Source organism: Sphingobacterium sp. xlx-96 (genome assembly GCF_011007365.1).
Classification (GTDB): Bacteria; Bacteroidota; Bacteroidia; order Sphingobacteriales; family Sphingobacteriaceae; genus Sphingobacterium; species Sphingobacterium luzhongxinii.
Window position 1 is genome coordinate 529,726 of record NZ_WFKM01000002.1, and the last position, 20,029, is coordinate 549,754.

A 20,029-nucleotide genomic window follows, 5' to 3' on the forward strand; every position below is an offset into this window, starting at 1 on the left:
TAAAAAAATAGTCTTTTTTTTACTATTTTTATGACTTTCCATTAATGCATATAAGGTTTCATTCTCCTTTCGGCAAGAGCAAAGACATAAACCGATCCCGATATTATCGGGAGAGTTCTTGAATTCCGACAGTAAAGGATAACAGCATGAAAAAAGTTCTTGATGATATCTATAGAAATTCCTAGCGGAAAGATTAGGTGACATCGATTAAAAGAAATCAATAAATAGACACTTTCACAAAAAAGATAGATGCTATTAACTATATTATCGGGATTAATTTCGGCATGTTCAGTTGTCTTTATCGGCAAATATTTAAAATCTAAGTGGAGTTTTATCCTCCCTGTTCTGCCTGCTCTTTTATTTCTATTTTTTGCTGGACATATTCCCTTAATATCAAGTGGCAATCAGCAATTACAACACATCAAATGGGTTCCCTCATTAGGGGTCAATTTTGAGTTTAAACTTGATGGTCTCTCCCTCTTGTTCTCTTTATTGATTACAGGTATTGGCACCGCTATTTTCGTGTACGCCCGATCCTATCTCAAAGGACATATCTATTATGATCGCTTTTTTAGCTATCTCTTCCTTTTCATGTCAGCAATGTTGGGTGTTGTTCTTTCTGATAACATCATCCTACTCTTTATTTTTTGGGAACTCACCAGTATTTCTTCGTTTTTTCTAATTGGTTTTAACAACGACAATATAGATTCCCGAAAAAGTGCCCTCACGGCACTTAGTATAACAGGATTAGGAGGTTTTTTCTTATTAGCGTCGTTAATCCTTCTCGGAAATATTACAGGCACTTACAGCATTTCTGAAATGATCAATAACAAGGACCTTATTTTAAATAGCACCTTGTACCCGCTAGTCATTGGACTTCTATTTATAGGGGCTTTTACAAAGTCTGCGCAGTTTCCTTTTCATTTTTGGTTACCCGGCGCGATGAAGGCCCCCACACCTGTTTCGGCTTATCTACATTCTGCAACGATGGTTAAAGCTGGAATCTATCTGCTAGCACGCTTTACCCCCATATTAGGTGGTACAGATTATTGGAGCTACACGTTGATGATTATTGGTGGAGTTACGATGCTTTACGCTTCCATCCATGCTCTTTTCCGAATTGATTTAAAGGAGATATTGGCTTACTCGACAATATCAGCGCTTGGCATACTAACCTTTTTAATAGGAATCGGAACACAAGATGCATTCATTGCTGCCATGGTCTTCCTCTTAGCTCATGGCTTGTATAAGGCAACACTATTCATGGTTACAGGGATTATAGACCATGAAACAGGTACACGCGATATCACCGTATTATCCGGCCTAAGAACGGTGATGCCTCCTGTAGCTCTTGCAGCAATATTAGCGGCATTATCCAGTGCAGGAGTGCCTTTTACTTTTGGATTTATTGGCAAGGATCTTGTCTATGAAGCCACACTCCACAGTCCCTGTAATGATTATGTATGGATTTTTACAGGTCTAGCGATCACAACCAACGTTGGTTTAATCGCCGCTGGATTTATGGCGGGTATAAAACCATTCGTTGGAAAATTACCAAGCCAATTTCAACAAGTACATTTACCTAACAGATCCTTATGGATCCCCCCGTTATTATTGGCGTTACTAGGAATAGTCTTTGGGATCTTACCCTCCTTTGCGGGCGATTATTTAAGTATCCCCGCTGCCAGTTCCATTGGTGCAACATTTATTACAAAAAAACTACAGATCTGGCATTTCAACTTAATTCTGATATTAAGCATCGCTACTCTCCTTCTGGGTAGTATTATTTATGTACTTAATAAACCCAGCCCATCTAAACTACAGCGGTTAGCAAGATTCGACAATATATCGCCTCAACGTATCATAACGAGATTTGCCAACGGTATCCTACGTTTTGCAAATTGGTTTACCAACCTTTTTCACAACGGATATTTAAGATCATATCACCTAAAGATTATATTATTTGCAGAGGTGTTGCTTGCTTATAAATTGTGGGTCAGTGGCCCCATACAATTAGATCTATGGACACTTACCTATCCAGACATTTATGAGGTCGTCATCGTAGCCGTATTGATTGGCGCTTTGTATATTATTGTCACAACGCCATCCAGACTGACATCAGTCGTTTCGATGAGTGTCATCGGGTACTGTATCTGTTTGATATTCGTAATCTATAGCGCCCCTGATCTTGCGATGACCCAATTCACCATTGATACGCTTTCAACCGTATTGTTTGTACTCGTGCTGTACAAACTCCCTGGATTTATCAATTTCGCCAGCAAAAAGATACTCTATCGAGATGCCCTCGTTTCCATAGGCTTTGGTATTACGATAGCATTGGTTGCACTAAAGGCATGGTCCGAACCTATTGCACGTGAGATTTCTAATTTTTATGGAGAGAATGCCTACCTACTTGCAAAGGGAAAAAATGTGGTAAACGTCATCCTCGTCGACTTCAGGGGGATAGATACCATGTTTGAGACTGTCGTATTGAGCATTGCGGCATTAGGAGTATATAGTTTAATTCGATTACGCTTAAAATCATCCGAAAGAGAATAATATGAAGAGTCCAATGTTACAGTCTGCGACAAAATATTTGTTGCCTATATTGTTACTATTCTCCTTCTTCCTCCTATTGCGGGGACACTATTACCCTGGAGGAGGCTTTGTCGGAGGGCTGGTCGCATCCATAGCTTTTGTATTACACAGTTTGGCCAATGGGACAGCACAGACAATGAAACTTTTAAAAAGAAAACCGCTATCTCTGATCCCCATAGGATTGAGCTTATCAACAATGAGCATGGTTATACCAATGGCATTTGGCTTACCTCCAATGACAGGGCTATGGTTTGAACACCCCGTCCCAGTAATCGGAATGGTCGGTTCCTCGCTGTTCTTCGACCTCGGCGTCTATTTGGTCGTCATAGGTGTGGTCTTGACAATTTTATTTACGATTGCCTTAAATAACGAGGAGGAAAACAGCTAATGGAATTATTGCTTATCATATTAATAGGCTTGCTATACGCAGCAGGCGTCTATCTCATCCTCCGGAGAAGTATGGTTAAGCTTCTATTGGGGATTATGCTACTAGGCAGTGGTGCTAATATTTTGATTTTTTTACTCGCCGGAATCACCAAAGGTAAGCCACCTGTGATCGACGAAGATGCAAAGCTTTTTCAGGATGCATTCGCAGATCCTATACCCCAAGCTTTAATCCTTACAGCGATCGTCATCAGCTTTGCTTTGACGGCCTTTGCCATTGTGTTATTAAAAAGAGTTTACGCTCTTGTAGATTCGGACGATTTAGATGATTTAAATACCCCAGAGGAAGAAGATATATGATAGACAACCACATATTAGCTCCTGTTTTCATCCACCTGTTTACGGCCATCCTACAGCTTATTGCGTGGAGAAAGACCGTTACGCAACGCTTTATGAGCGTAATTGGAAGCTTTTTGGCTGTCCTTCTCGCGCTACGCTTATTGGATAGAGTAAATGAACAGGGAATCTTGACACTTAATGCTTCCAATTGGGAATCACCATTTGGAATTGTATTTGTAGCAGACTTATTGAGTAGTTCGCTTGTTCTTATCACCTCTCTAGCGGCACTAGCCGTCTCTTTATTCTCCTCAACAGGTTTGAATAGGCAACGGATGAACTACGGCTACTTTCCTATTTTTCACTTTTTAGTCATGGGACTAAACGGCGCTTTTCTAACAGGAGATATTTTCAATCTTTACGTCTGGTTCGAGGTTATTATCATTTCCTCATTTGTACTCATGACACTAGGCGGTCGAAAAACTCAGCTAGAAGGAGCTGTAAAGTATATGGCTATGAATATATTGGCATCGACATTTTTCCTTACCGGTATAGGTATCTTATATGGTATGACAGGTGCGTTGAATATGGCCGACCTTTCGGTCAAAATTAAAGAAGTGCAAAACACTCATCTTGTCGGTATTACGGCTTGTTTCTTCTTACTGGGATTTGGAATAAAATCGGCTATTTTCCCCTTGTATTATTGGCTACCTTCATCCTATCACACTCCACCGTCAGCAGTAGCTGCTACATTTGGAGGTCTACTTACAAAAGTGGGGATATATGCTATGATTCGCGTATTTAGCCTAATCTTTATCCCCGATCAATTCATAAAAGATCTTTTGATATGGCTAGCCGTCTTTACGATATTGACAGGAAGTTTTGGCGCATTGATCAAAACAAACATCCGACGCCTCTTCTCCTATCTGATCGTGTGTCATATCGGTTTTATGATAGGCGGGATCGGTATGTTTACCAAAGTAGCCCTGATGGGAACCATATTCTACTTATTCCATGATATCCTTGTCAAAACAAATATGTTTTTAATCGCAGGTTTGATCGGACAACTTCGCGGTAGCATGGATATGAAAAAAAACGGTGGACTGTATGGTGAATATCCCAAATTGTCCTTGCTCATAGCCGTTGTCCTGTTTTCACTTGTCGGAATCCCTCCGCTATCTGGGTTTTGGCCAAAAATATTTCTGTTCAAGGAAGCTTTTACACAAACGCAGTATTTTTTCATCGGAGCCCTCATTGTAGGCAGCTTTGTCACGCTATATGTTATAGCCAAAATGTGGGCTGAGGTATTCTGGAAAAATGTGCCTGATGATATTACTATAGAAAATAAATTCGCCCCCCTTCCGTTGGTCCGCAAGATACTTCTTGTATTACCTATAGGAATACTGGGGTTAGCCACGGTATATATTGGTCTGAATTCGGAAACTGTCATTCAATTGGTTGATAAGATTACTGGCCAATTAATAAATACGCAACCTTATGTAGATGCGGTATTAGGTAAACAAAAATAGGAGTATGATTAAGCAATTTTTAATGAACCTTTTGCTTTCCTTTATTTGGGTAGCACTAACAGGTTCCATGTATTATACTAATTTTGTATTTGGCTTTTTGCTCGGCTTTGCTATCCTATGGATTATGAGCCGCAATGATGGGGATCGTCGTTATTTTTATAAAGTACCTCGTGTCGTTAGCTTTGTATTCTATTTCTTATATCAAATGATCAAAGCGAACATTCAGGTGGCTTATGACGTAATGACACCACGCTATTTTATGCGTCCGGGAGTCGTAAGATATCCCTTGAACGCACGGACAGAGATGGAAATCAACATTTTGTCTATGATGATTTCGTTGACACCGGGAACGTTGATCCTAGACATCAGCGAGGATAAAAAAACCATGTATATACATGTTATGTACTTAGACGATCCCAATAAGTTTGTTCAAGACACAAAGACAGGATTAGAACGCAGACTATTAGAAGCTTTAAGATGACATTGGCAGCATACTTCGATTATTTTATACTACCGATCCTAACGATATCGGTGATTCTGGTGTTCATCCGCCTGGTTAAAGGCCCGAAAGTTGTAGACCGTGTCATCGCATTAGATCTTATTATCACGATTGGTATCGGAATCATTACTATCTTCACAATAAGATCAAACCAAAAAGTACTATTAGATGTTGCGATTATACTCGCCCTTATCGCATTTTTAAGTACTGTAGCTTTTTCATTTTACATAGAAAAAAAAGAAGATGATTGATATATTAATTGCCATACTAAGCACAATAGGAGCTTTAGCTATTTTCTTTGCCTCCTTAGGGATTTTGAGAATGCCTGATTTTTATCTCCGGTTATCGGTCACTGTTAAGGCTGCAACTCTAGGGGTAGGGTTGTTATTGCTATGTGCCGCTATTTTATTTCCCGACATCTCTGTCAGCACCAAAGCAATCGCTATTATTTTCTTCTTGATTATCACCTCTCCTATCGCCGCACATATGATCGGACGAGCAGCTTATTTTACAGGCACACCGCTTTGGAAAGGAACTATCGTGGACGAGTTGGCTGGACAATATGATAAAGAAACGCACCAACTCAAAAATGAAGAGAGCAACAAGCATTCTTTTGACGGGGACAAACCAAAGGGGCAGATTGCAGATTGCGATAAAGAAACGAGATAACTCATCAAAACTCTTCCTGTTTGCGTAATAGTTTTCTATTTCTAGATTTTTCGAGGCCGCTCTTTAATAACGGATACAAAAACACTGCACCTAATATAATTACTGCACCAAAATAAAATCCTATACTCATAGTCTCTTTATGCCCCAGTATCAGAATAGCCAGCAATATCCCATAAACGGGTTCCAGATTCGTAGTTAGCGCTACTGTAAATGCACTTAACTCTCTCATCACTGCTACCCCTAACACATAAGCAAAAGCCGTACAGACGCTCCCCAACAGCAACAAGTAAACCCAATCAGAGGAAGAAAGAATCATTTCTTTGTTAAACTGTCCTGAAAATAACAGGATAACAGAAACTCCGATAAAAGCCCCGATCATCTCGTAAAACGTAATTATTGTAGGACTATCTTTTTTTACCATCTTAGAATTAAGTATAGAGAAGAAACTCGCACAAAGTGCTGCCAATAACCCAAAAATAATTCCTTGCCAATATTGGAATTCAAACTTAAAGATAAGATATATACCAAAAATAATAACCAAACCTACTATGACATCGCCTAGAGCGATCGATTTACGGTTAAATATAGGTTCCAGGATGGCGGTAAACAAAGTCAACGAAGATAGCGTTACCAAAGTGACCGAAACCGTAGAAATCTTAATCGCGTGAAAAAAAGAAACCCAATGTATACCAACAATCACCCCCACGCCTATAAATTTCAACATCTTCGTCGAAGGGACTAGAACAATCTGATCTTTCATTTTAAGATAGACAAATAATGTCAGGGCTGCAATCAATACCCTATACCAGACCAAATGAAGAGCCGAAACAGTGATCAAATCACCCAGCACTCCTGTAAATCCCCAAATCAGTACCGTAAAATGCAGAATCAGCAAATTGCGATCGCGAACAATAAATTGCATATAGATGTGTATAATTATTTAGGAGCCTTTTTAAGCAAGATAATAGCAAGTAACAAAAATGTCATACTGGGGATTAACACCGAAAACAAAGGAGGTAATCCTCCCTTTAAAGCAAACATCGTGGAGAATTGATTAAAAACTAAAAAGCCAAAGCTTAAACCGATTCCGATACCAAGGCTTAAGCCGATTCCTCCCCGCACCTTCTTAGAGGATAGCGCAACTCCCATTAATGTCAATATGAACGCCGAAAAGGGATGTACGATTCTTTTATATTTTTCCAATAAGAGGTCTGTCATCATTCCTGTACCACGGATCTCTTCTTTACGGATACGCTCATTCAGTTCCTCCGTACCCATCGCGGTAAAGATGTTTTCATAGACCTCGAAATCCTGGGGTCTCATATCCAGTGTTGTATCGCGCTTTTCACCTTTCACCATCTCTTCCTTCAAGCCCGTGATAATTCTATTGGTATAATTTTCTATACGCCACTTGTTAGCCACAGAATCCCAAGCTACACGATCGGCCATAAGCTTCTCTTTCAACTCCAATCCGTCAAACTTCTCCATCACAAAATTATAACCTATAGCTCGCTGTGTATCGAAGTTATCAATATAGACATACGTATTACTATCAATCTGCATATGCGTGGAAGACGTATTGGTATTAATCTTATGTGGTTTGACGTAAACGTTTTCAAATTGTACCTTCATTTTATTGGTGAGCGGTAGTACATAAAGATTAGAAAGCAACGTAAACGTAAAAATCAACGTGGCAGCTATCATATAAGGACGTAGCAACCTATTAAAGCTCATCCCTCCATTCAATATAGGTACAATCTCCGTTTGATCCGCCATCTTAGAAGTAAAGAAAATCACCGCAATAAAGTTGATTAACGGTGTGAGCATATTTAGGAAGAATGGTACAGACCCTAAAGCATAATATTGAAACAAAACCTGCGTAAAGGAAGCCTTATTCTTCAAAAAATCGTCTAGCTTTTCGGAGACATCGAAAATCACGATTACCACAATAAAAATAGCTACCGTGAATAGGAAGGTAGTTAAATATTTACGGATGATGTAGCGATCGATGATATTCATTTCTCAAAGTAAAAATTTAAAAAAGCAAAAATCAAAAATCTATAACCGTTGTCCCAAGACTTTTACCATTTTCTCTTTCCAATCATAGAATGTCCCATCTATAATTTTTTCACGCGCTTGTTTTACAAGCCAAAGATAAAAATGCAGATTATGCAGGGAAGCAATCTGTGCGCCCAAAATTTCCTGAGAACGGATTAAATGTCTTAAATAAGCCTTTGTATAAAACTGATCCATCATCAAATCCGACTCCGCTTCTATTGGTGAGAAATCCGCTTTCCACTTTTCATTCTTGATGTTAATAATGCCATTACGGGTAAATAACATTCCATTACGTGCATTACGCGTAGGCATTACACAGTCGAACATATCTATACCTAATGCTATATTTTCCAAAATATTTATAGGCGTCCCTACCCCCATTAAATACCGCGGTTTTTCCTTAGGCAATATAGCGGTGACCACTTCTGTCATTGCGTACATCTCTTCGGCAGGTTCTCCAACTGAAAGCCCACCAATTGCATTTCCCTCCCGCTCGAAAGAAGCTATAACTTCTGCAGACTTTGCACGCAGATCTTTATATACGGATCCCTGTACTATAGGAAATAAGGTCTGATTATAACCATACAAAGGTTCCGTGTTATCAAAACGATTGCAACACCGCTTTAACCAACGATGTGTCATATCCAAAGAGCGACGGGCATATTGGTAATCGCAGGGATAGGGCGTACACTCGTCAAACGCCATGATAATATCAGCTCCTATGATACGCTGTGTATCCATGACATTTTCCGGAGTAAACAAATGTTTAGATCCATCAACGTGCGATCGAAAAGTAACTCCCTCTTCTCTAATTTTCCGAACTTCGGTCAAAGAGTATACCTGATACCCTCCTGAATCGGTAAGGATTGGTTTGTCCCAACCGTTAAATTTATGCAAACCACCAGCCTTATTCAATACATCCAGTCCTGGTCTTAGGTAAAGATGATACGTATTTCCTAATATAATCTGGGCTTGAATATCATTCACTAATTCGTGCTGGTGGACTGCCTTCACCGTTCCTGCCGTACCTACCGGCATAAAAATAGGAGTCTCTATCGTCCCATGTGCAGTTTCCATTACCCCTGCACGTGCCTGGGAAAGTTTATCTTGTGCTTGAAGCGTAAATTTCATATATGTAACAATCTGCCTTTTTAGGGGCTAACCACCAACTAGTGGATTTATCAATTCTTATTGGTCGCAAAAATACTATAAAATTTTGAGCCTACGACATCTTTGCTATTTAATTAGCAATTCTTAACGCATATTGTTATAACTATTAAAAAGAACGCCTTATCTTTGACATTTTATATGAATCTATATAGTCATATCACACCCAATATCGCCTATTTCGTCTACGGAATTTTAGGCCTTTTCCTACTAATCCAACTTTACTATATCCTATTTGTTTACAGCAAATTAGCTCAACACAAGGTGCGATCTTATCAAGAAAAAAAGAGTTTCCCTTCAATATCAGTGATAATTTGCGCACATAATGAACAAGATAACCTTAAAACGTTTTTACCGACTATCCTACAACAGGACTATCCTGATTATGAAGTCATTGTTGTAGACGACTGTTCAAGTGACGAAAGCAAATGGGTATTACAGGGTTTCCAAGCACAGTATCCGCACCTTCGCGTAGTCGAGATAAAAGAACATATACAACTTAAGCACAGCAAAAAATTTGCTTTGACCCTTGGTATCAAAGCAGCAAAAAATGAACACTTGGTAATGACCGATGCTGACTGTCAGCCCCAAACAACTTTGTGGCTGAAAGAAATGGGAGGCGCATACAGCACATCCCAAGAAATTGTCTTAGGCTATTCCCCTTATTTTAAGACCAGCGGTTTTCTAAACAAACTAATCCGTTTTGAAACGACCCATACTGCTATGAGCTATCTCTCTTACGCGTTAAAACATGACCCTTATATGGGAGTAGGAAGAAACCTCTCCTACTTAAAGAGCTTATTCTTCAAGGGCAAAGGTTTTAATTCACACATGCACATCAAATCAGGAGATGATGATTTATTCGTGAATCAAAACGCAACAAAGAACAACGTAAATATCGCTATACACCCTGACGCACACATCTACTCTGTTGCTAAAGATAGTTGGAAGTCTTATTACAAACAAAAAGCACGACACGCTGGTGCGTCGGTCGTCTATAAAAAATCTCATCAGCGTATGCTAGGCACTCAACTAGTAACGGCTTTTTTATTTCACACAACCCTTCTTATGTGCATTGCTCTATTTCCCATGTTATGGTATTGGGCTTTAGGAGCTTTTTTGCTACGTTATTTGAGCCAGGTTATTGTGTTCCGTCCAATCTTCCGTAAATTGCAAGTTAAGGATCTTTTATTCTGGCTGCCCATATTAGACTTTTTCTTCTACTTCTACATTTGCCTCAATGGCCTGTTTAACAGAAAGAAGAAACAAAGGTCCTGGAAATAATTTAAAACCTTTTTATTCAAAGATCGTATTACATAGTATATTAATAATTTAAAACATCGTGAATCCAACAGTAGATATTATATATAATTACTTTCCAAATCTCACAGAAACGCAGAAAGCACAATTTGCCAAATTGGAGGAGGTTTATCCTTTTTGGAATGATCAGATCAACGTTATTTCCAGGAAAGACATCGAGAGCTTGTACCTGAAGCATGTGCTGCATTCATTGGGTATAGCAAAATTTGTGCATGAGTTTGTCGCTGGCACACGAATCCTAGATGTAGGCACTGGAGGTGGTTTTCCAGGCATACCTTTAGCCATACTATTTCCTGAAGTCCAATTTCACCTTGTTGATTCCATCGGTAAAAAGATAAAAGTGGTACGTGGTGTCGCTGAAGCGATCGGCCTAACGAATGTGGAAGCAGATCATATCCGTGCCGAACAATTGGACTACAAATATGATTTTGTTGTTTCTCGCGCTGTGACCAGACTTGCTGACTTTGCTCCTTGGATCAGAAACAAGTTTGAAAAAAAGGATAAAAATGGGATACCAAATGGTATCTTATATCTTAAAGGCGGAGATCTAAAAGAAGAAATAAAAGAATCTAAATTGAAAGCCGAATTACATCCCCTATCATCGTATTTTAACGAAGACTTCTTTGAAACGAAGTATGTGGTATACGTACCGATGTAATCTAGCCTCAATGAACACCTACAACAGGGCTGTGCCAAAAAGACAGAGCCCTGTTTTAATTTGTTAAAAAACGTCTAAGCTAACTATCGATTTCCTCAGAAATTCGCTTACCGATAAGATTGACCTCTTCATCCATTCCAAACATAGGCAAACCAGTTTCTGGATGTAACTTCAACCACTGGGTATCTGTATCTTTAATAATCTGAACGTACTCCTTACCGTCCTTAAAAACGGTATAGGTATCTTTTTCATCTGGAAAAACTGAGTACACAGTATCTCCGATCTCTATATCAAAAGGCTCTTGCATTTCCATTATTTCCTGCTTTTAAACATCAAAGTTAATAATATCAACGTAGTAATACCTTATACTTCGGAAGAATTCTATTGGATATCTAATAGAATTTGCTTAAATTTAGGTACCGATTATGAACAGACTAGATAAAATTGCCTTAACAAAAATTAAGGGAATAGGCTCCAAACTGAGCCGAAACCTTTTGAACCACTGTGGATCAGTAGATGTTATTTTCAATAGTTCGAAAAAAGAGTTACTGTCCATCCCCGGCATTGGACCTGCTGCAGTTGACAGCATCTTATCTAAAAGTTATATAGAAGAAGCCGAAGCCGAATTAGCATTTATCGAAAAACACCATATTGAAGCTATTTGGATAGAAGATGACAAATACCCACGCAGGCTCAGAAACTGTGAAGACGCCCCTATATTACTCTATTATAAAGGTAATGCAACACTCAACCCCTCTCGGGCTGTCAGTATTGTAGGCACGCGCAATGCGACACACTATGGCAAGCGCATATGTGAGCAATTGATTGAAGGACTCCAAGCACTCGACGTACAGGTCATCAGTGGTCTGGCCTATGGTATAGATGTGTTGGCGCACCGACATGCAGTCAACCAGCAAATCCCAACAATCGGCGTATTAGGGCATGGTCTAGACCGTATTTACCCTGCTACTCATCGGGAGATCGCCTCTAAAATGTTGGATAATGGGGGATTAATAACCGAATTCCCTTCCGGTACTAATCCAGATAGGCAAAATTTCCCGATGCGTAACCGGATTATTGCCGGCCTGTCCGATGTGACAATTGTAATCGAAGCCGCTATGAAAGGTGGAGCGCTCATCACCGCTGAGATCGCTAACAGCTACAATAGAGATGTCTGTGCATTTCCGGGCTCTGTAGAGCAAGAATACTCTGCTGGATGCAACTACTTGATAAAGACAAATCGAGCGCACCTCATACGCCATACTGATGACCTGTGTTACCTGATGAATTGGGAAAAAGCTCCTAGCAAAACCGAAAAACAACTCATTATCACGCCTCCGGATTTAAGTCGTGACGAGCAAAAAGTTCATACCTTTCTTACCGACCAAGAACTTGAACAAAGCACAATAGACCAGATTGCGAACTACTGCGATTGGCCCCAAAGCAAACTAGCAATCATTTTATTGGAAATGGAAATAAAAGGACTTCTACTCTCCTTACCAGGAAAAGTATTTAAATTAATCTAACATAGACACTATTATCCTGTTATTTATAGACTCCAATTATTTCCATTTATTGGTTTATATTGGAGTATTACATGCTCAGCAGTAAGTATAACCACAACAAAATATAATTCTTTTCAGCTGACTATCAAGAACGTATGATTTAATCGGATTTAAGTTCTTTGTAAATGGTTTTTTTTCCTACTTTTGTGGTGGGTAAGTCCTTTACGACCAGCTCCCATTGACTCCCCCAGGTTGGGAACAAAGCAAGGGTATTTGGTTGAGCGGTGCGATAAAGGGAGCTTACCCATTTTTTTTGCCCAAAATTTACCTCCCCTAAACTTCAACCAAAATCATCCATTCATTTTTCTTGAAACACCGACCAAGTACGTTAAAATCCGTTCAAGTACCTTATAGCTAGCGTACTCCAAGGACTAAGTCGGTGCATTCCTACTCCAATTATCACATTAGCTATCATTAACTTTTAAGTTTTAACTTTCTTTTCGTTTATTTGTAGTTCGAATTAACACGAGTATATGAGTTGGTTTAAACGCAACAAAGCTGGTATCAATACCGCAACAGAGAATAAAAAAGAAGCACCCGATGGCATGTGGAATAAATGTCCATCCTGTAAAAAGCCTCTTTTGAACTTAGAACAAATCGAAAACAACTACGTTTGTCAATATTGTGGTTACCATATCCGGATAGGGTCAGCCGCCTATTTCTCTATTTTATTAGATGATAACGTCTTTACCGAACTGTTCCCTAATTTAACAGCAGGAGACCCTTTACATTTTGTAGACAGCAAACCGTACAGCGAGCGATTGGTTGAAAGCCAAGCAAAAACAGGCTTAAAAGATGCTCTTCGGAGTGCTCACGGTAAGCTAGATGGCCAAGATATTGTTATTGCCTGTATGGACTTTAACTTCATAGGTGGTTCTATGGGCTCTGTCGTAGGCGAAAAAATAGCCCGCTCAATCGATTACTGTATCGAACATAAACTACCTTTTATGTTGATATCGAAATCAGGTGGAGCGCGCATGATGGAAGCGGCATTTTCATTAATGCAAATGGCAAAAACTTCTGCGAAATTAGCCCTTTTGAGTCAAGCAAAACTCCCTTACATCTGTCTCTTAACGGATCCAACGACAGGTGGTGTTACAGCCTCCTATGCGATGCTAGGGGATATTAATATCGCTGAACCAGGCGCTCTCATTGGATTTGCAGGACCCCGGGTCATCAAAGAGACAATAAAGAAGGACCTACCTAAAGGCTTTCAAACTTCTGAATTTGTTTTAGAACATGGATTTTTAGACTTTATTGTTGATCGTAGACAACTTAAAGAGAAGGTTTCTACATTTTTGAAACTTGTCAAATAAAACTTTACCGCTAATAAAAAAGCGCTTTTTTATTAGCGGTAATACTTCGTAAAACTCCATACTTTTCTATTCTTCCTATAATCCAAATCCCCTTCATTGAAATAGGCTTCCCGCTCAAAGCTTATGTTCCTATAGGCACGGTGGAAATCCCGACAGTGCACAAGTTGAATCAAAAATTCGAGTAGATAAAGTATATAGAATGGTAATACCAATAATTCTAAAGCCTGCTTTATATGTATCTGCTCATGATTAATTAACACCATATCTTCGCCTAGCTTTTTTGTTTTTACAAAAATAAAAGGAAAAATAGTCACAGCACTCGCTCTACCCGCTGAAAACAAATGTGTAAGAAACGAGCTAACAATTACTTTGCCTTTCATATTCATATAGTTTATTTTTCAACAATCAACAGCCAACTTGATGTCCCAAACCGAATACAGCGAGCGTATGAAATAATTATATTTATTCGTGTTGGCCCAGTCAGTACTACAGCAAAATTTCATAAAACAAAAATATACAAACTGATGAAAAGAACCTATAGACCGTACAGAGTACGTAAACAAACGTTGTTTTTTTTAATTAGGTATTCGTGAATGCCAAGCATTTTGTCTAAGTTTGTTACTGGTTCAAAACAGATTATTTAGTATGCCTTATAAAGAACGTGAAATCAACAAATTGTATTATACAATGGGCGAAGTAACCAAGATGTTTGACGTGAACGCCTCTCAGATACGTTTTTACGAACGCGAGTTTGATATTCTTCAACCCAAAAAGAATAAAAAAGGAAATAGGTTATTTACACAAAATGACATCGCTAATCTTAAAATAATCTTCAACTTAGTCAAAGAAAAAGGCTATACTTTACAAGGTGCCAGAGATTATTTACGCACGAATAAGACGGAAGCAAAAGAGAACCAACGGGTTGTTGATTCTCTAGAGCGATTGAAATCTTTTTTAATGGAAGTAAGGGATAGTTTATGATTTATCCATAAACTCCAAAACTTTATTCACCATATCTGTGCTACCCAATATGGCTGGCACGCGTTGATGAAGCTCTTCCGGTACAATTTCCAGTATTCTTTGCGTACCTGTAGTAGCCTTCCCCCCTGCCTGTTCTATAATAAAAGCAATTGGATTACATTCATACATCAATCTTAACTTACCTTTTGGCTGTAACGATGTCTGTGGATAGATAAAGACACCACCCAAGAGAAGATTTCTATGAATATCTGCGACCATGGAGCCAATATAGCGTGATGTGTACGGACGGTTGCTTGCAGCATCTTCCTCTTGACAATATTTGATATAATTCTTTACACCTTGTGGAAACTTCAGGTAATTACCCTCATTGACCGAGTAGATATGCCCTTGAGTAGGAATTTTCATGTTTGGGTGTGACAGGCAAAACTCACCTATAGAAGGGTCTAATGTAAATCCATTAACTCCCTTTCCCGTTGTATAAACCAACATGGTTGAAGATCCGTAAATGATATAACCAGCTGCCACCTGTTGTAAGCCTGTCTGTAGCAAGTCTTCCTGAGTCAAGGCCTCACCGACCTGACTAATACGGCGATATATCGAAAAGATAGTTCCGACAGAGACATTCACCTCTATATTCGAACTGCCATCCAGCGGATCTATACAAACAATGTACTTTGCGTTTTTAGAGATTCCGGCATCCGTTAGTTCCACCCCTTCTTCTTGTTCCTCGGACGCCACAAAACAGCACTCTCCCCCGTCTTTTAGCGCAGCTATAAATTGTTCATCGGCATAAACGTCTAACTTCTTTTGATTTTCTCCAAACACATTGGTACCACCAACTGTACCTAAAATATCGACCAACCCAGCTTTGTTGACCTCACGGTTGACAATCTTAGCTGCAATTCCGATATCGCGCAACAATCGGGACAACTCTCCTTTTGCATACGGAAAATCCGTTTGCTTTTCAATAATAAACTGACCTAAAGTTTTTAAGGATTTCATAATTTATTTTTATAAAAAACAAAAATATGAAAATATTTACCGATTAAACAACTCTATTATTTCCAAATTATCAATTTTACCTAAATTAAGTTCAAACCGCATCAAGGTACGTACTTTATGCCAGCCTTGTTTTCCTGCTGCACCCGGGTTTAAATGCAATAGAGCAAGTTTTGGATCATATTGAACCTTTAGAATATGCGAATGTCCACAAATAAATAATTTAGGAGGATTTTCTAAAATTGTTGGTTTGACTGCCGCTGCATAACGTCCGGGGTACCCCCCGATATGTGTCATCCAAACATCCACCCCTTCGCAATCGAAGCGTAAGTGCTCAGGACATTCGACTCGAATATCTTTCCCATCTATATTCCCATAGACCCCCCTAAAAGGCTTAAATGATTTCAACTGGTCTATAACAGTTGTGTTACCAAAATCACCTGCATGCCAGACTTCATCACAATTTTCAAAATGCTTGAACACGGCTTCATCCAGGTAACTGTGTGTGTCGGATAAGAGACCTATCTTCTTCATATTATCCTTCTATTGGGATTTGTATTATTAAAATGCTAGAAAAAATGGCTTTAGAAGGGACTGATAATCCTTCGAATAAACTCCTTTCTGATGGTAAATCACAAAGTTACTAAATTGTTGGTAATCACTTTCTGTTTTGCTAAAAGTCAAAACTTTACGAATAATCTCCGTATTACTAAACGACTGCACATTGACCGCTCTAATTAAGGTCAGCTCTTCCGAATCCGTATAGACTTTAATCTCGTCACTCAGATCCGTAGGCAGAATGAGTTGTAAGGTTCCACCCTCGACCAACCGCTCTTTGGAGAAACGTATCAATCGTTTAAAAAAAGTCAAATCAGTATGACGTGCTAACCGTTTGCGTTGATCAGGATTATGAAGCGTATTTATATAAAATGGCGGATTACTCACAATAAGATCATACAAAGCACTGGACTCCAACGTTCCGAAATCGCCATAATACGCGGTCATACGATCTGCAAACCGTGATTTCATGAAATTTTCTTCACTTCTTAAAAAAGCTACTTTATCAATATCTATAGCATCCACCTGGGCATTAGGAAAACGCTGCGCTAACATCATCGCTATCACTCCAGTACCCGATCCGACATCAAGGATCCGAGCAGGGTGCTCTGCTACGGCTAAGGCACCCAACAAAACCCCATCTGTATTGATTTTCATTGCGCAGCCCTCCTGATTTACTTCAAACTCTTTAAACTTAAACACCGATCCCATAGACTGCAAAAATTACCTTTAAATACGTATACCCTAATTTTTCAACAACCGCTGTATCTCGTCCAGTTTCATAAGTGCCTCTACTGGCGTCAACGTATTAACATCTAGATTATTCAACATATCCCTGATTTTCTCCAAGATAGGATCGTCGATCGCAAACATTTGCAACTGGTATGCCTGCTTTTGGATTTTACGCATACTGTCTTTAATTTTCTCGCCACCTGTACGCTCCTGCTCCAATCTTTTTAAAATTTCATTGGCCCTACCGATCAAACGTGGTGGCATCCCGGCTAATTTGGCTACATGTATACCAAAACTATGTTCAGAACCTCCCGGCACAAGTTTACGTAAAAAGATTACCTTATTATTCACCTCCTTGACAGATACGTTAAAATTTTTGATACGAGGCATAGATGTACTAAGCTCATTCAATTCGTGATAATGCGTAGCAAATAGCGTCTTGGCCCGTGTGGATGGGTGTGTATGTAGAAACTCCGCAATAGCCCAAGCTATAGAAATACCATCATAAGTACTCGTCCCCCTTCCTATTTCATCCAATAGAATCAAACTTCGGTCGGATAGATTGTTCATAATACTCGCGGTCTCGTTCATCTCAACCATGAAAGTAGACTCTCCCGAGGTGATATTATCAGATGCCCCTACACGCGTGAAAATTTTATCCACGAGACCGATATGCGCTTCCTTGGCCGGCACAAAACTTCCTATCTGCGCCATCAGAACGATTAATCCAGTTTGCCGTAATAACGCCGACTTACCAGCCATATTGGGACCTGTGATAATAATGATCTGTTGTGTCTCCGGATCTAAGTAGGTGTCATTGGTGATATAATCTTCACCTATTGGAAGATTTCGCTCGATCACAGGATGACGTCCACCTTTGATATCTAGAATCTTGGCATCGCTGATCTCTGGCTTAATATAATAGTTCTGCTCAGCAATAACTGCAAAATTAAGCAAGACATCCAATTTAGCAATCAACTGTGCATTCAGCTGTATTGGCTTTATATATTCACTTATGGCAATCAGTAACTCACCATAGATACGGTTCTCAATTGCCTGGATTTTCTCTTCGGCACCTAAAATCTGTTCTTCGTACTCTTTAAGCTCCTCTGTAATATATCGCTCAGCATTTACAAGTGTCTGTTTTCGTATCCAAGATGTCGGAACCTTGTCTTTATGTGTATTTGTCACTTCTAAATAGTACCCAAATACATTATTGAAAGCTATCTTTAAGGATGGAATCCCGGTTGCTTCGGATTCACGTCGTTGTATCTCCAACAAGTAGCCCTTGCCGCCAAAGGCAACTTTACGTAATTTATCCAGATCTTCATCAACGCCATCCGCTATGACATTTCCTTTATTTAGTGCCACGGGTGGCTCAGCTTGAATCGTTTTCTCTATTTTGTCCCTAATAATAGAACAGGGATTCAACTGTTCTGAAATCATCGCTAACGATTCAGAAGCTTTAATATTCGTCAAAGTCTTTAATTTCTCGACAGCATATAAAGAACGTTTCAGTTGAGATATCTCTCTGGGATTAGCCTTTTGCAACCCGATCTTACTGATCAATCTTTCTAAGTCACCGACCTGCTTAATCTCACGCACCAGTTCATCCCGCAATTCCCGATTTTGATAAAAATAGTCGACGACATTCAGTCGTTCTTGTATTGACTTCTTATCTTTTAATGGCATTACAATCCAACGCTTTAACAAACGTGCCCCCATTGGTGAGGCTGTCTCATCCAATACATCGGACAGTGTAATCGCATTTTCATTTGCCGAACCAATAAGTTCTAAATTACGAATCGTAAAACGATCCAGCCACATATAGCGATCCTCCTCAATCCGAGCAATATGTGTGATATGTTGCAAGTTACGGTGTTCAGTTTCATTTAGGTAGTGCAAGGAGACTCCGGCAGCAATGATCCCAGTAGGCATGCGATCGATCCCAAATCCTTTCAATGACTTTACCTCAAAATGTTTCAACAAACTTTCTTCGGCATAATCGCCAGTATACGGCCACTCTTCCAGCGAGTAAGTATAATACGGACTACCAAATTGCGAAACAAATTCTTTAGCCTGCTTACGTGGCATAATCACTTCAGTAGGTTTAAACCCCTGCAGTAACTTGTCGATATAATTGGCATTTCCCTGTGCTACCAAGAACTCTCCGGTCGAAATATCTAAAAAAGAAATTCCAATCGAGCTTTTGTCCATATAGACAGAGGCTAGGTAATTATTGGATTTTTGCTGTACGATATTGTCGTTGTAAGATACCCCCGGTGTGACCAATTCTGTAACCCCTCTCTTGACGATTGTTTTTGTCTGTTTAGGGTCTTCTAACTGATCGCATATCGCGACCCGTTGTCCCGCACGTACCAATTTGGGCAAATAGGTTTCGAGCGAATGGTGTGGAAAACCAGCTAGAGCAGTCTCGGATTCGGAACCATTTCCACGCTTAGTCAAGACAATACCTAATATACCGGAAGCTTTGATCGCATCCTCGCCAAAAGTTTCATAAAAATCACCTACACGGAATAGTAATAATGCACCAGGATACTTCGTCTTAATACTATTGTATTGCTGCATTAGAGGGGTTTCTTTCTTTGCCTTTGCCAATGGGAATCTTTTTTTGTTGAGGTGTAAAAATAAGAGAATTG

The 20,029-nt window shown here is 39.4% G+C and carries 21 protein-coding genes and 1 other RNA gene; 13 read left to right on the forward strand and 9 right to left on the reverse strand.

What is annotated here, in order from left to right; genetic code table 11:
- Window positions 1-249: 249 nt before the first annotated feature.
- Genes G7B20_RS05230 through mnhG form a run of 7 tightly spaced genes read left to right on the forward strand, consistent with a single transcriptional unit; the run spans window position 250 to window position 6,015 of the window.
- Window positions 250-2,559 carry a putative monovalent cation/H+ antiporter subunit A gene (locus G7B20_RS05230; RefSeq protein WP_164108954.1) on the forward strand — a complete coding sequence of 770 codons (2,310 nt, stop codon included), beginning with the start codon at window positions 250-252 and terminating at the stop codon, window positions 2,557-2,559.
- A gap of 1 nt (window position 2,560) precedes the next feature.
- Complete coding sequence (locus G7B20_RS05235) at window positions 2,561-2,986, forward strand: Na+/H+ antiporter subunit B (RefSeq protein WP_164108955.1); 426 nt, start codon at window positions 2,561-2,563, stop codon at window positions 2,984-2,986.
- Window positions 2,986-3,342, forward strand: coding sequence for a Na+/H+ antiporter subunit C (locus G7B20_RS05240; protein WP_164108956.1), 357 nt, complete (start codon window positions 2,986-2,988; stop codon window positions 3,340-3,342). The genes G7B20_RS05235 and G7B20_RS05240 overlap by 1 nt, the downstream gene beginning before the upstream one ends.
- Window positions 3,339-4,847, forward strand: a complete 1,509-nt coding sequence (locus G7B20_RS05245) for a proton-conducting transporter membrane subunit (RefSeq protein ID WP_164108957.1) — start codon at window positions 3,339-3,341, stop codon at window positions 4,845-4,847. The genes G7B20_RS05240 and G7B20_RS05245 overlap by 4 nt, the downstream gene beginning before the upstream one ends.
- A gap of 4 nt (window positions 4,848-4,851) precedes the next feature.
- Entirely contained in the window at window positions 4,852-5,328 is a 477-nt protein-coding gene (locus tag G7B20_RS05250; protein WP_164108958.1) for a Na+/H+ antiporter subunit E, read from the forward strand.
- Window positions 5,325-5,597: a monovalent cation/H+ antiporter complex subunit F gene (locus tag G7B20_RS05255; protein ID WP_079640941.1), complete on the forward strand. Its 273-nt coding sequence runs from the start codon at window positions 5,325-5,327 to the stop codon at window positions 5,595-5,597. Before G7B20_RS05250 ends, G7B20_RS05255 begins: the two co-directional genes overlap by 4 nt.
- Window positions 5,590-6,015 (forward strand): monovalent cation/H(+) antiporter subunit G, encoded by a 426-nt coding sequence (gene mnhG / locus G7B20_RS05260; RefSeq protein ID WP_164108959.1) that lies wholly within the window; start codon window positions 5,590-5,592, stop codon window positions 6,013-6,015. Before G7B20_RS05255 ends, mnhG begins: the two co-directional genes overlap by 8 nt.
- 4 nt (window positions 6,016-6,019) lie before the next feature.
- Here the strand turns inward: mnhG and G7B20_RS05265 are convergent, their stop codons facing one another.
- The 3 genes from G7B20_RS05265 to tgt are packed head-to-tail and all read right to left on the reverse strand — an operon-like array spanning window position 6,020 to window position 9,204.
- A complete protein-coding gene (locus G7B20_RS05265; protein ID WP_164108960.1) occupies window positions 6,020-6,937 on the reverse strand; it encodes a DMT family transporter in 918 nt (305 codons plus the stop codon).
- A gap of 14 nt (window positions 6,938-6,951) precedes the next feature.
- The gene (locus G7B20_RS05270; RefSeq protein WP_164108961.1) at window positions 6,952-8,034 is read right to left on the reverse strand and encodes an LptF/LptG family permease; all 1,083 of its coding nucleotides are present in this window, start codon (window positions 8,032-8,034) and stop codon (window positions 6,952-6,954) included.
- A 39-nt stretch (window positions 8,035-8,073) separates the two neighbouring features.
- Window positions 8,074-9,204 (reverse strand): tRNA guanosine(34) transglycosylase Tgt, encoded by a 1,131-nt coding sequence (tgt, locus tag G7B20_RS05275; protein ID WP_164108962.1) that lies wholly within the window; start codon window positions 9,202-9,204, stop codon window positions 8,074-8,076.
- 177 nt (window positions 9,205-9,381) lie between these two features.
- On the opposite strand from tgt, the gene G7B20_RS05280 reads away from it, so the two are divergent.
- Together G7B20_RS05280 and rsmG are read left to right on the forward strand one after the other, a co-directional pair.
- The gene (locus G7B20_RS05280; protein ID WP_164108963.1) at window positions 9,382-10,524 is read left to right on the forward strand and encodes a glycosyltransferase; all 1,143 of its coding nucleotides are present in this window, start codon (window positions 9,382-9,384) and stop codon (window positions 10,522-10,524) included.
- Window positions 10,525-10,582: 58 nt separating this feature from the next.
- Window positions 10,583-11,218, forward strand: coding sequence for a 16S rRNA (guanine(527)-N(7))-methyltransferase RsmG (gene rsmG / locus G7B20_RS05285; RefSeq protein WP_164108964.1), 636 nt, complete (start codon window positions 10,583-10,585; stop codon window positions 11,216-11,218).
- Between the two features lie 79 nt (window positions 11,219-11,297).
- Here rsmG and G7B20_RS05290 read toward each other — a convergent pair whose 3' ends face one another.
- The gene (locus G7B20_RS05290; RefSeq protein ID WP_164108965.1) at window positions 11,298-11,531 is read right to left on the reverse strand and encodes a hypothetical protein; all 234 of its coding nucleotides are present in this window, start codon (window positions 11,529-11,531) and stop codon (window positions 11,298-11,300) included.
- 112 nt (window positions 11,532-11,643) lie between these two features.
- On the opposite strand from G7B20_RS05290, the gene dprA reads away from it, so the two are divergent.
- From dprA to accD, 3 genes are all read left to right on the forward strand, one after another.
- The gene (gene dprA, locus G7B20_RS05295; protein ID WP_164108966.1) at window positions 11,644-12,744 is read left to right on the forward strand and encodes a DNA-processing protein DprA; all 1,101 of its coding nucleotides are present in this window, start codon (window positions 11,644-11,646) and stop codon (window positions 12,742-12,744) included.
- Window positions 12,745-12,934: 190 nt separating this feature from the next.
- Window positions 12,935-13,032, forward strand: an RNA gene (gene ffs, locus G7B20_RS05300) — signal recognition particle sRNA small type.
- 224 nt (window positions 13,033-13,256) lie between these two features.
- Complete coding sequence (accD, locus tag G7B20_RS05305) at window positions 13,257-14,099, forward strand: acetyl-CoA carboxylase, carboxyltransferase subunit beta (RefSeq protein ID WP_164108967.1); 843 nt, start codon at window positions 13,257-13,259, stop codon at window positions 14,097-14,099.
- Window positions 14,100-14,131: 32 nt separating this feature from the next.
- Here the strand turns inward: accD and G7B20_RS05310 are convergent, their stop codons facing one another.
- The gene (locus G7B20_RS05310) at window positions 14,132-14,479 is read right to left on the reverse strand and encodes a hypothetical protein (RefSeq protein WP_164108968.1); all 348 of its coding nucleotides are present in this window, start codon (window positions 14,477-14,479) and stop codon (window positions 14,132-14,134) included.
- Window positions 14,480-14,744: 265 nt separating this feature from the next.
- On the opposite strand from G7B20_RS05310, the gene G7B20_RS05315 reads away from it, so the two are divergent.
- Window positions 14,745-15,080 carry a MerR family transcriptional regulator gene (locus tag G7B20_RS05315; RefSeq protein WP_164108970.1) on the forward strand — a complete coding sequence of 112 codons (336 nt, stop codon included), beginning with the start codon at window positions 14,745-14,747 and terminating at the stop codon, window positions 15,078-15,080.
- On the opposite strand, the gene fbp is transcribed toward G7B20_RS05315, so the two are convergent.
- Genes fbp through mutS form a run of 4 tightly spaced genes read right to left on the reverse strand, consistent with a single transcriptional unit; the run spans window position 15,075 to window position 19,988 of the window.
- A complete protein-coding gene (gene fbp / locus G7B20_RS05320; protein WP_164108972.1) occupies window positions 15,075-16,082 on the reverse strand; it encodes a class 1 fructose-bisphosphatase in 1,008 nt (335 codons plus the stop codon). The two genes, G7B20_RS05315 and fbp, sit on opposite strands and share 6 nt — an antisense overlap.
- Window positions 16,083-16,118: 36 nt before the next feature.
- Complete coding sequence (locus tag G7B20_RS05325; RefSeq protein ID WP_164108975.1) at window positions 16,119-16,613, reverse strand: metallophosphoesterase family protein; 495 nt, start codon at window positions 16,611-16,613, stop codon at window positions 16,119-16,121.
- A gap of 27 nt (window positions 16,614-16,640) precedes the next feature.
- Window positions 16,641-17,348 (reverse strand): tRNA1(Val) (adenine(37)-N6)-methyltransferase, encoded by a 708-nt coding sequence (locus G7B20_RS05330; protein ID WP_164108976.1) that lies wholly within the window; start codon window positions 17,346-17,348, stop codon window positions 16,641-16,643.
- 33 nt (window positions 17,349-17,381) lie between these two features.
- Entirely contained in the window at window positions 17,382-19,988 is a 2,607-nt protein-coding gene (gene mutS / locus G7B20_RS05335; RefSeq protein ID WP_164108978.1) for a DNA mismatch repair protein MutS, read from the reverse strand.
- Window positions 19,989-20,029 lie beyond the last annotated feature (41 nt).

Coding starts and splice junctions, on each gene's coding strand:
- G7B20_RS05230 (WP_164108954.1), top strand. CDS start 250: ATGCTATTAACTATATTATCGGGATTAATTTCGGCATGTTCAGTTGTC.
- G7B20_RS05235 (WP_164108955.1), top strand. CDS start 2,561: ATGAAGAGTCCAATGTTACAGTCTGCGACAAAATATTTGTTGCCTATA.
- G7B20_RS05240 (WP_164108956.1), top strand. CDS start 2,986: ATGGAATTATTGCTTATCATATTAATAGGCTTGCTATACGCAGCAGGC.
- G7B20_RS05245 (WP_164108957.1), top strand. CDS start 3,339: ATGATAGACAACCACATATTAGCTCCTGTTTTCATCCACCTGTTTACG.
- G7B20_RS05250 (WP_164108958.1), top strand. CDS start 4,852: ATGATTAAGCAATTTTTAATGAACCTTTTGCTTTCCTTTATTTGGGTA.
- G7B20_RS05255 (WP_079640941.1), top strand. CDS start 5,325: ATGACATTGGCAGCATACTTCGATTATTTTATACTACCGATCCTAACG.
- mnhG (WP_164108959.1), top strand. CDS start 5,590: ATGATTGATATATTAATTGCCATACTAAGCACAATAGGAGCTTTAGCT.
- G7B20_RS05265 (WP_164108960.1), bottom strand. CDS start 6,937: ATGCAATTTATTGTTCGCGATCGCAATTTGCTGATTCTGCATTTTACG.
- G7B20_RS05270 (WP_164108961.1), bottom strand. CDS start 8,034: ATGAATATCATCGATCGCTACATCATCCGTAAATATTTAACTACCTTC.
- tgt (WP_164108962.1), bottom strand. CDS start 9,204: ATGAAATTTACGCTTCAAGCACAAGATAAACTTTCCCAGGCACGTGCA.
- G7B20_RS05280 (WP_164108963.1), top strand. CDS start 9,382: ATGAATCTATATAGTCATATCACACCCAATATCGCCTATTTCGTCTAC.
- G7B20_RS05290 (WP_164108965.1), bottom strand. CDS start 11,531: ATGGAAATGCAAGAGCCTTTTGATATAGAGATCGGAGATACTGTGTAC.
- dprA (WP_164108966.1), top strand. CDS start 11,644: ATGAACAGACTAGATAAAATTGCCTTAACAAAAATTAAGGGAATAGGC.
- accD (WP_164108967.1), top strand. CDS start 13,257: ATGAGTTGGTTTAAACGCAACAAAGCTGGTATCAATACCGCAACAGAG.
- G7B20_RS05310 (WP_164108968.1), bottom strand. CDS start 14,479: ATGAAAGGCAAAGTAATTGTTAGCTCGTTTCTTACACATTTGTTTTCA.
- G7B20_RS05315 (WP_164108970.1), top strand. CDS start 14,745: ATGCCTTATAAAGAACGTGAAATCAACAAATTGTATTATACAATGGGC.
- fbp (WP_164108972.1), bottom strand. CDS start 16,082: ATGAAATCCTTAAAAACTTTAGGTCAGTTTATTATTGAAAAGCAAACG.
- G7B20_RS05325 (WP_164108975.1), bottom strand. CDS start 16,613: ATGAAGAAGATAGGTCTCTTATCCGACACACACAGTTACCTGGATGAA.
- G7B20_RS05330 (WP_164108976.1), bottom strand. CDS start 17,348: ATGGGATCGGTGTTTAAGTTTAAAGAGTTTGAAGTAAATCAGGAGGGC.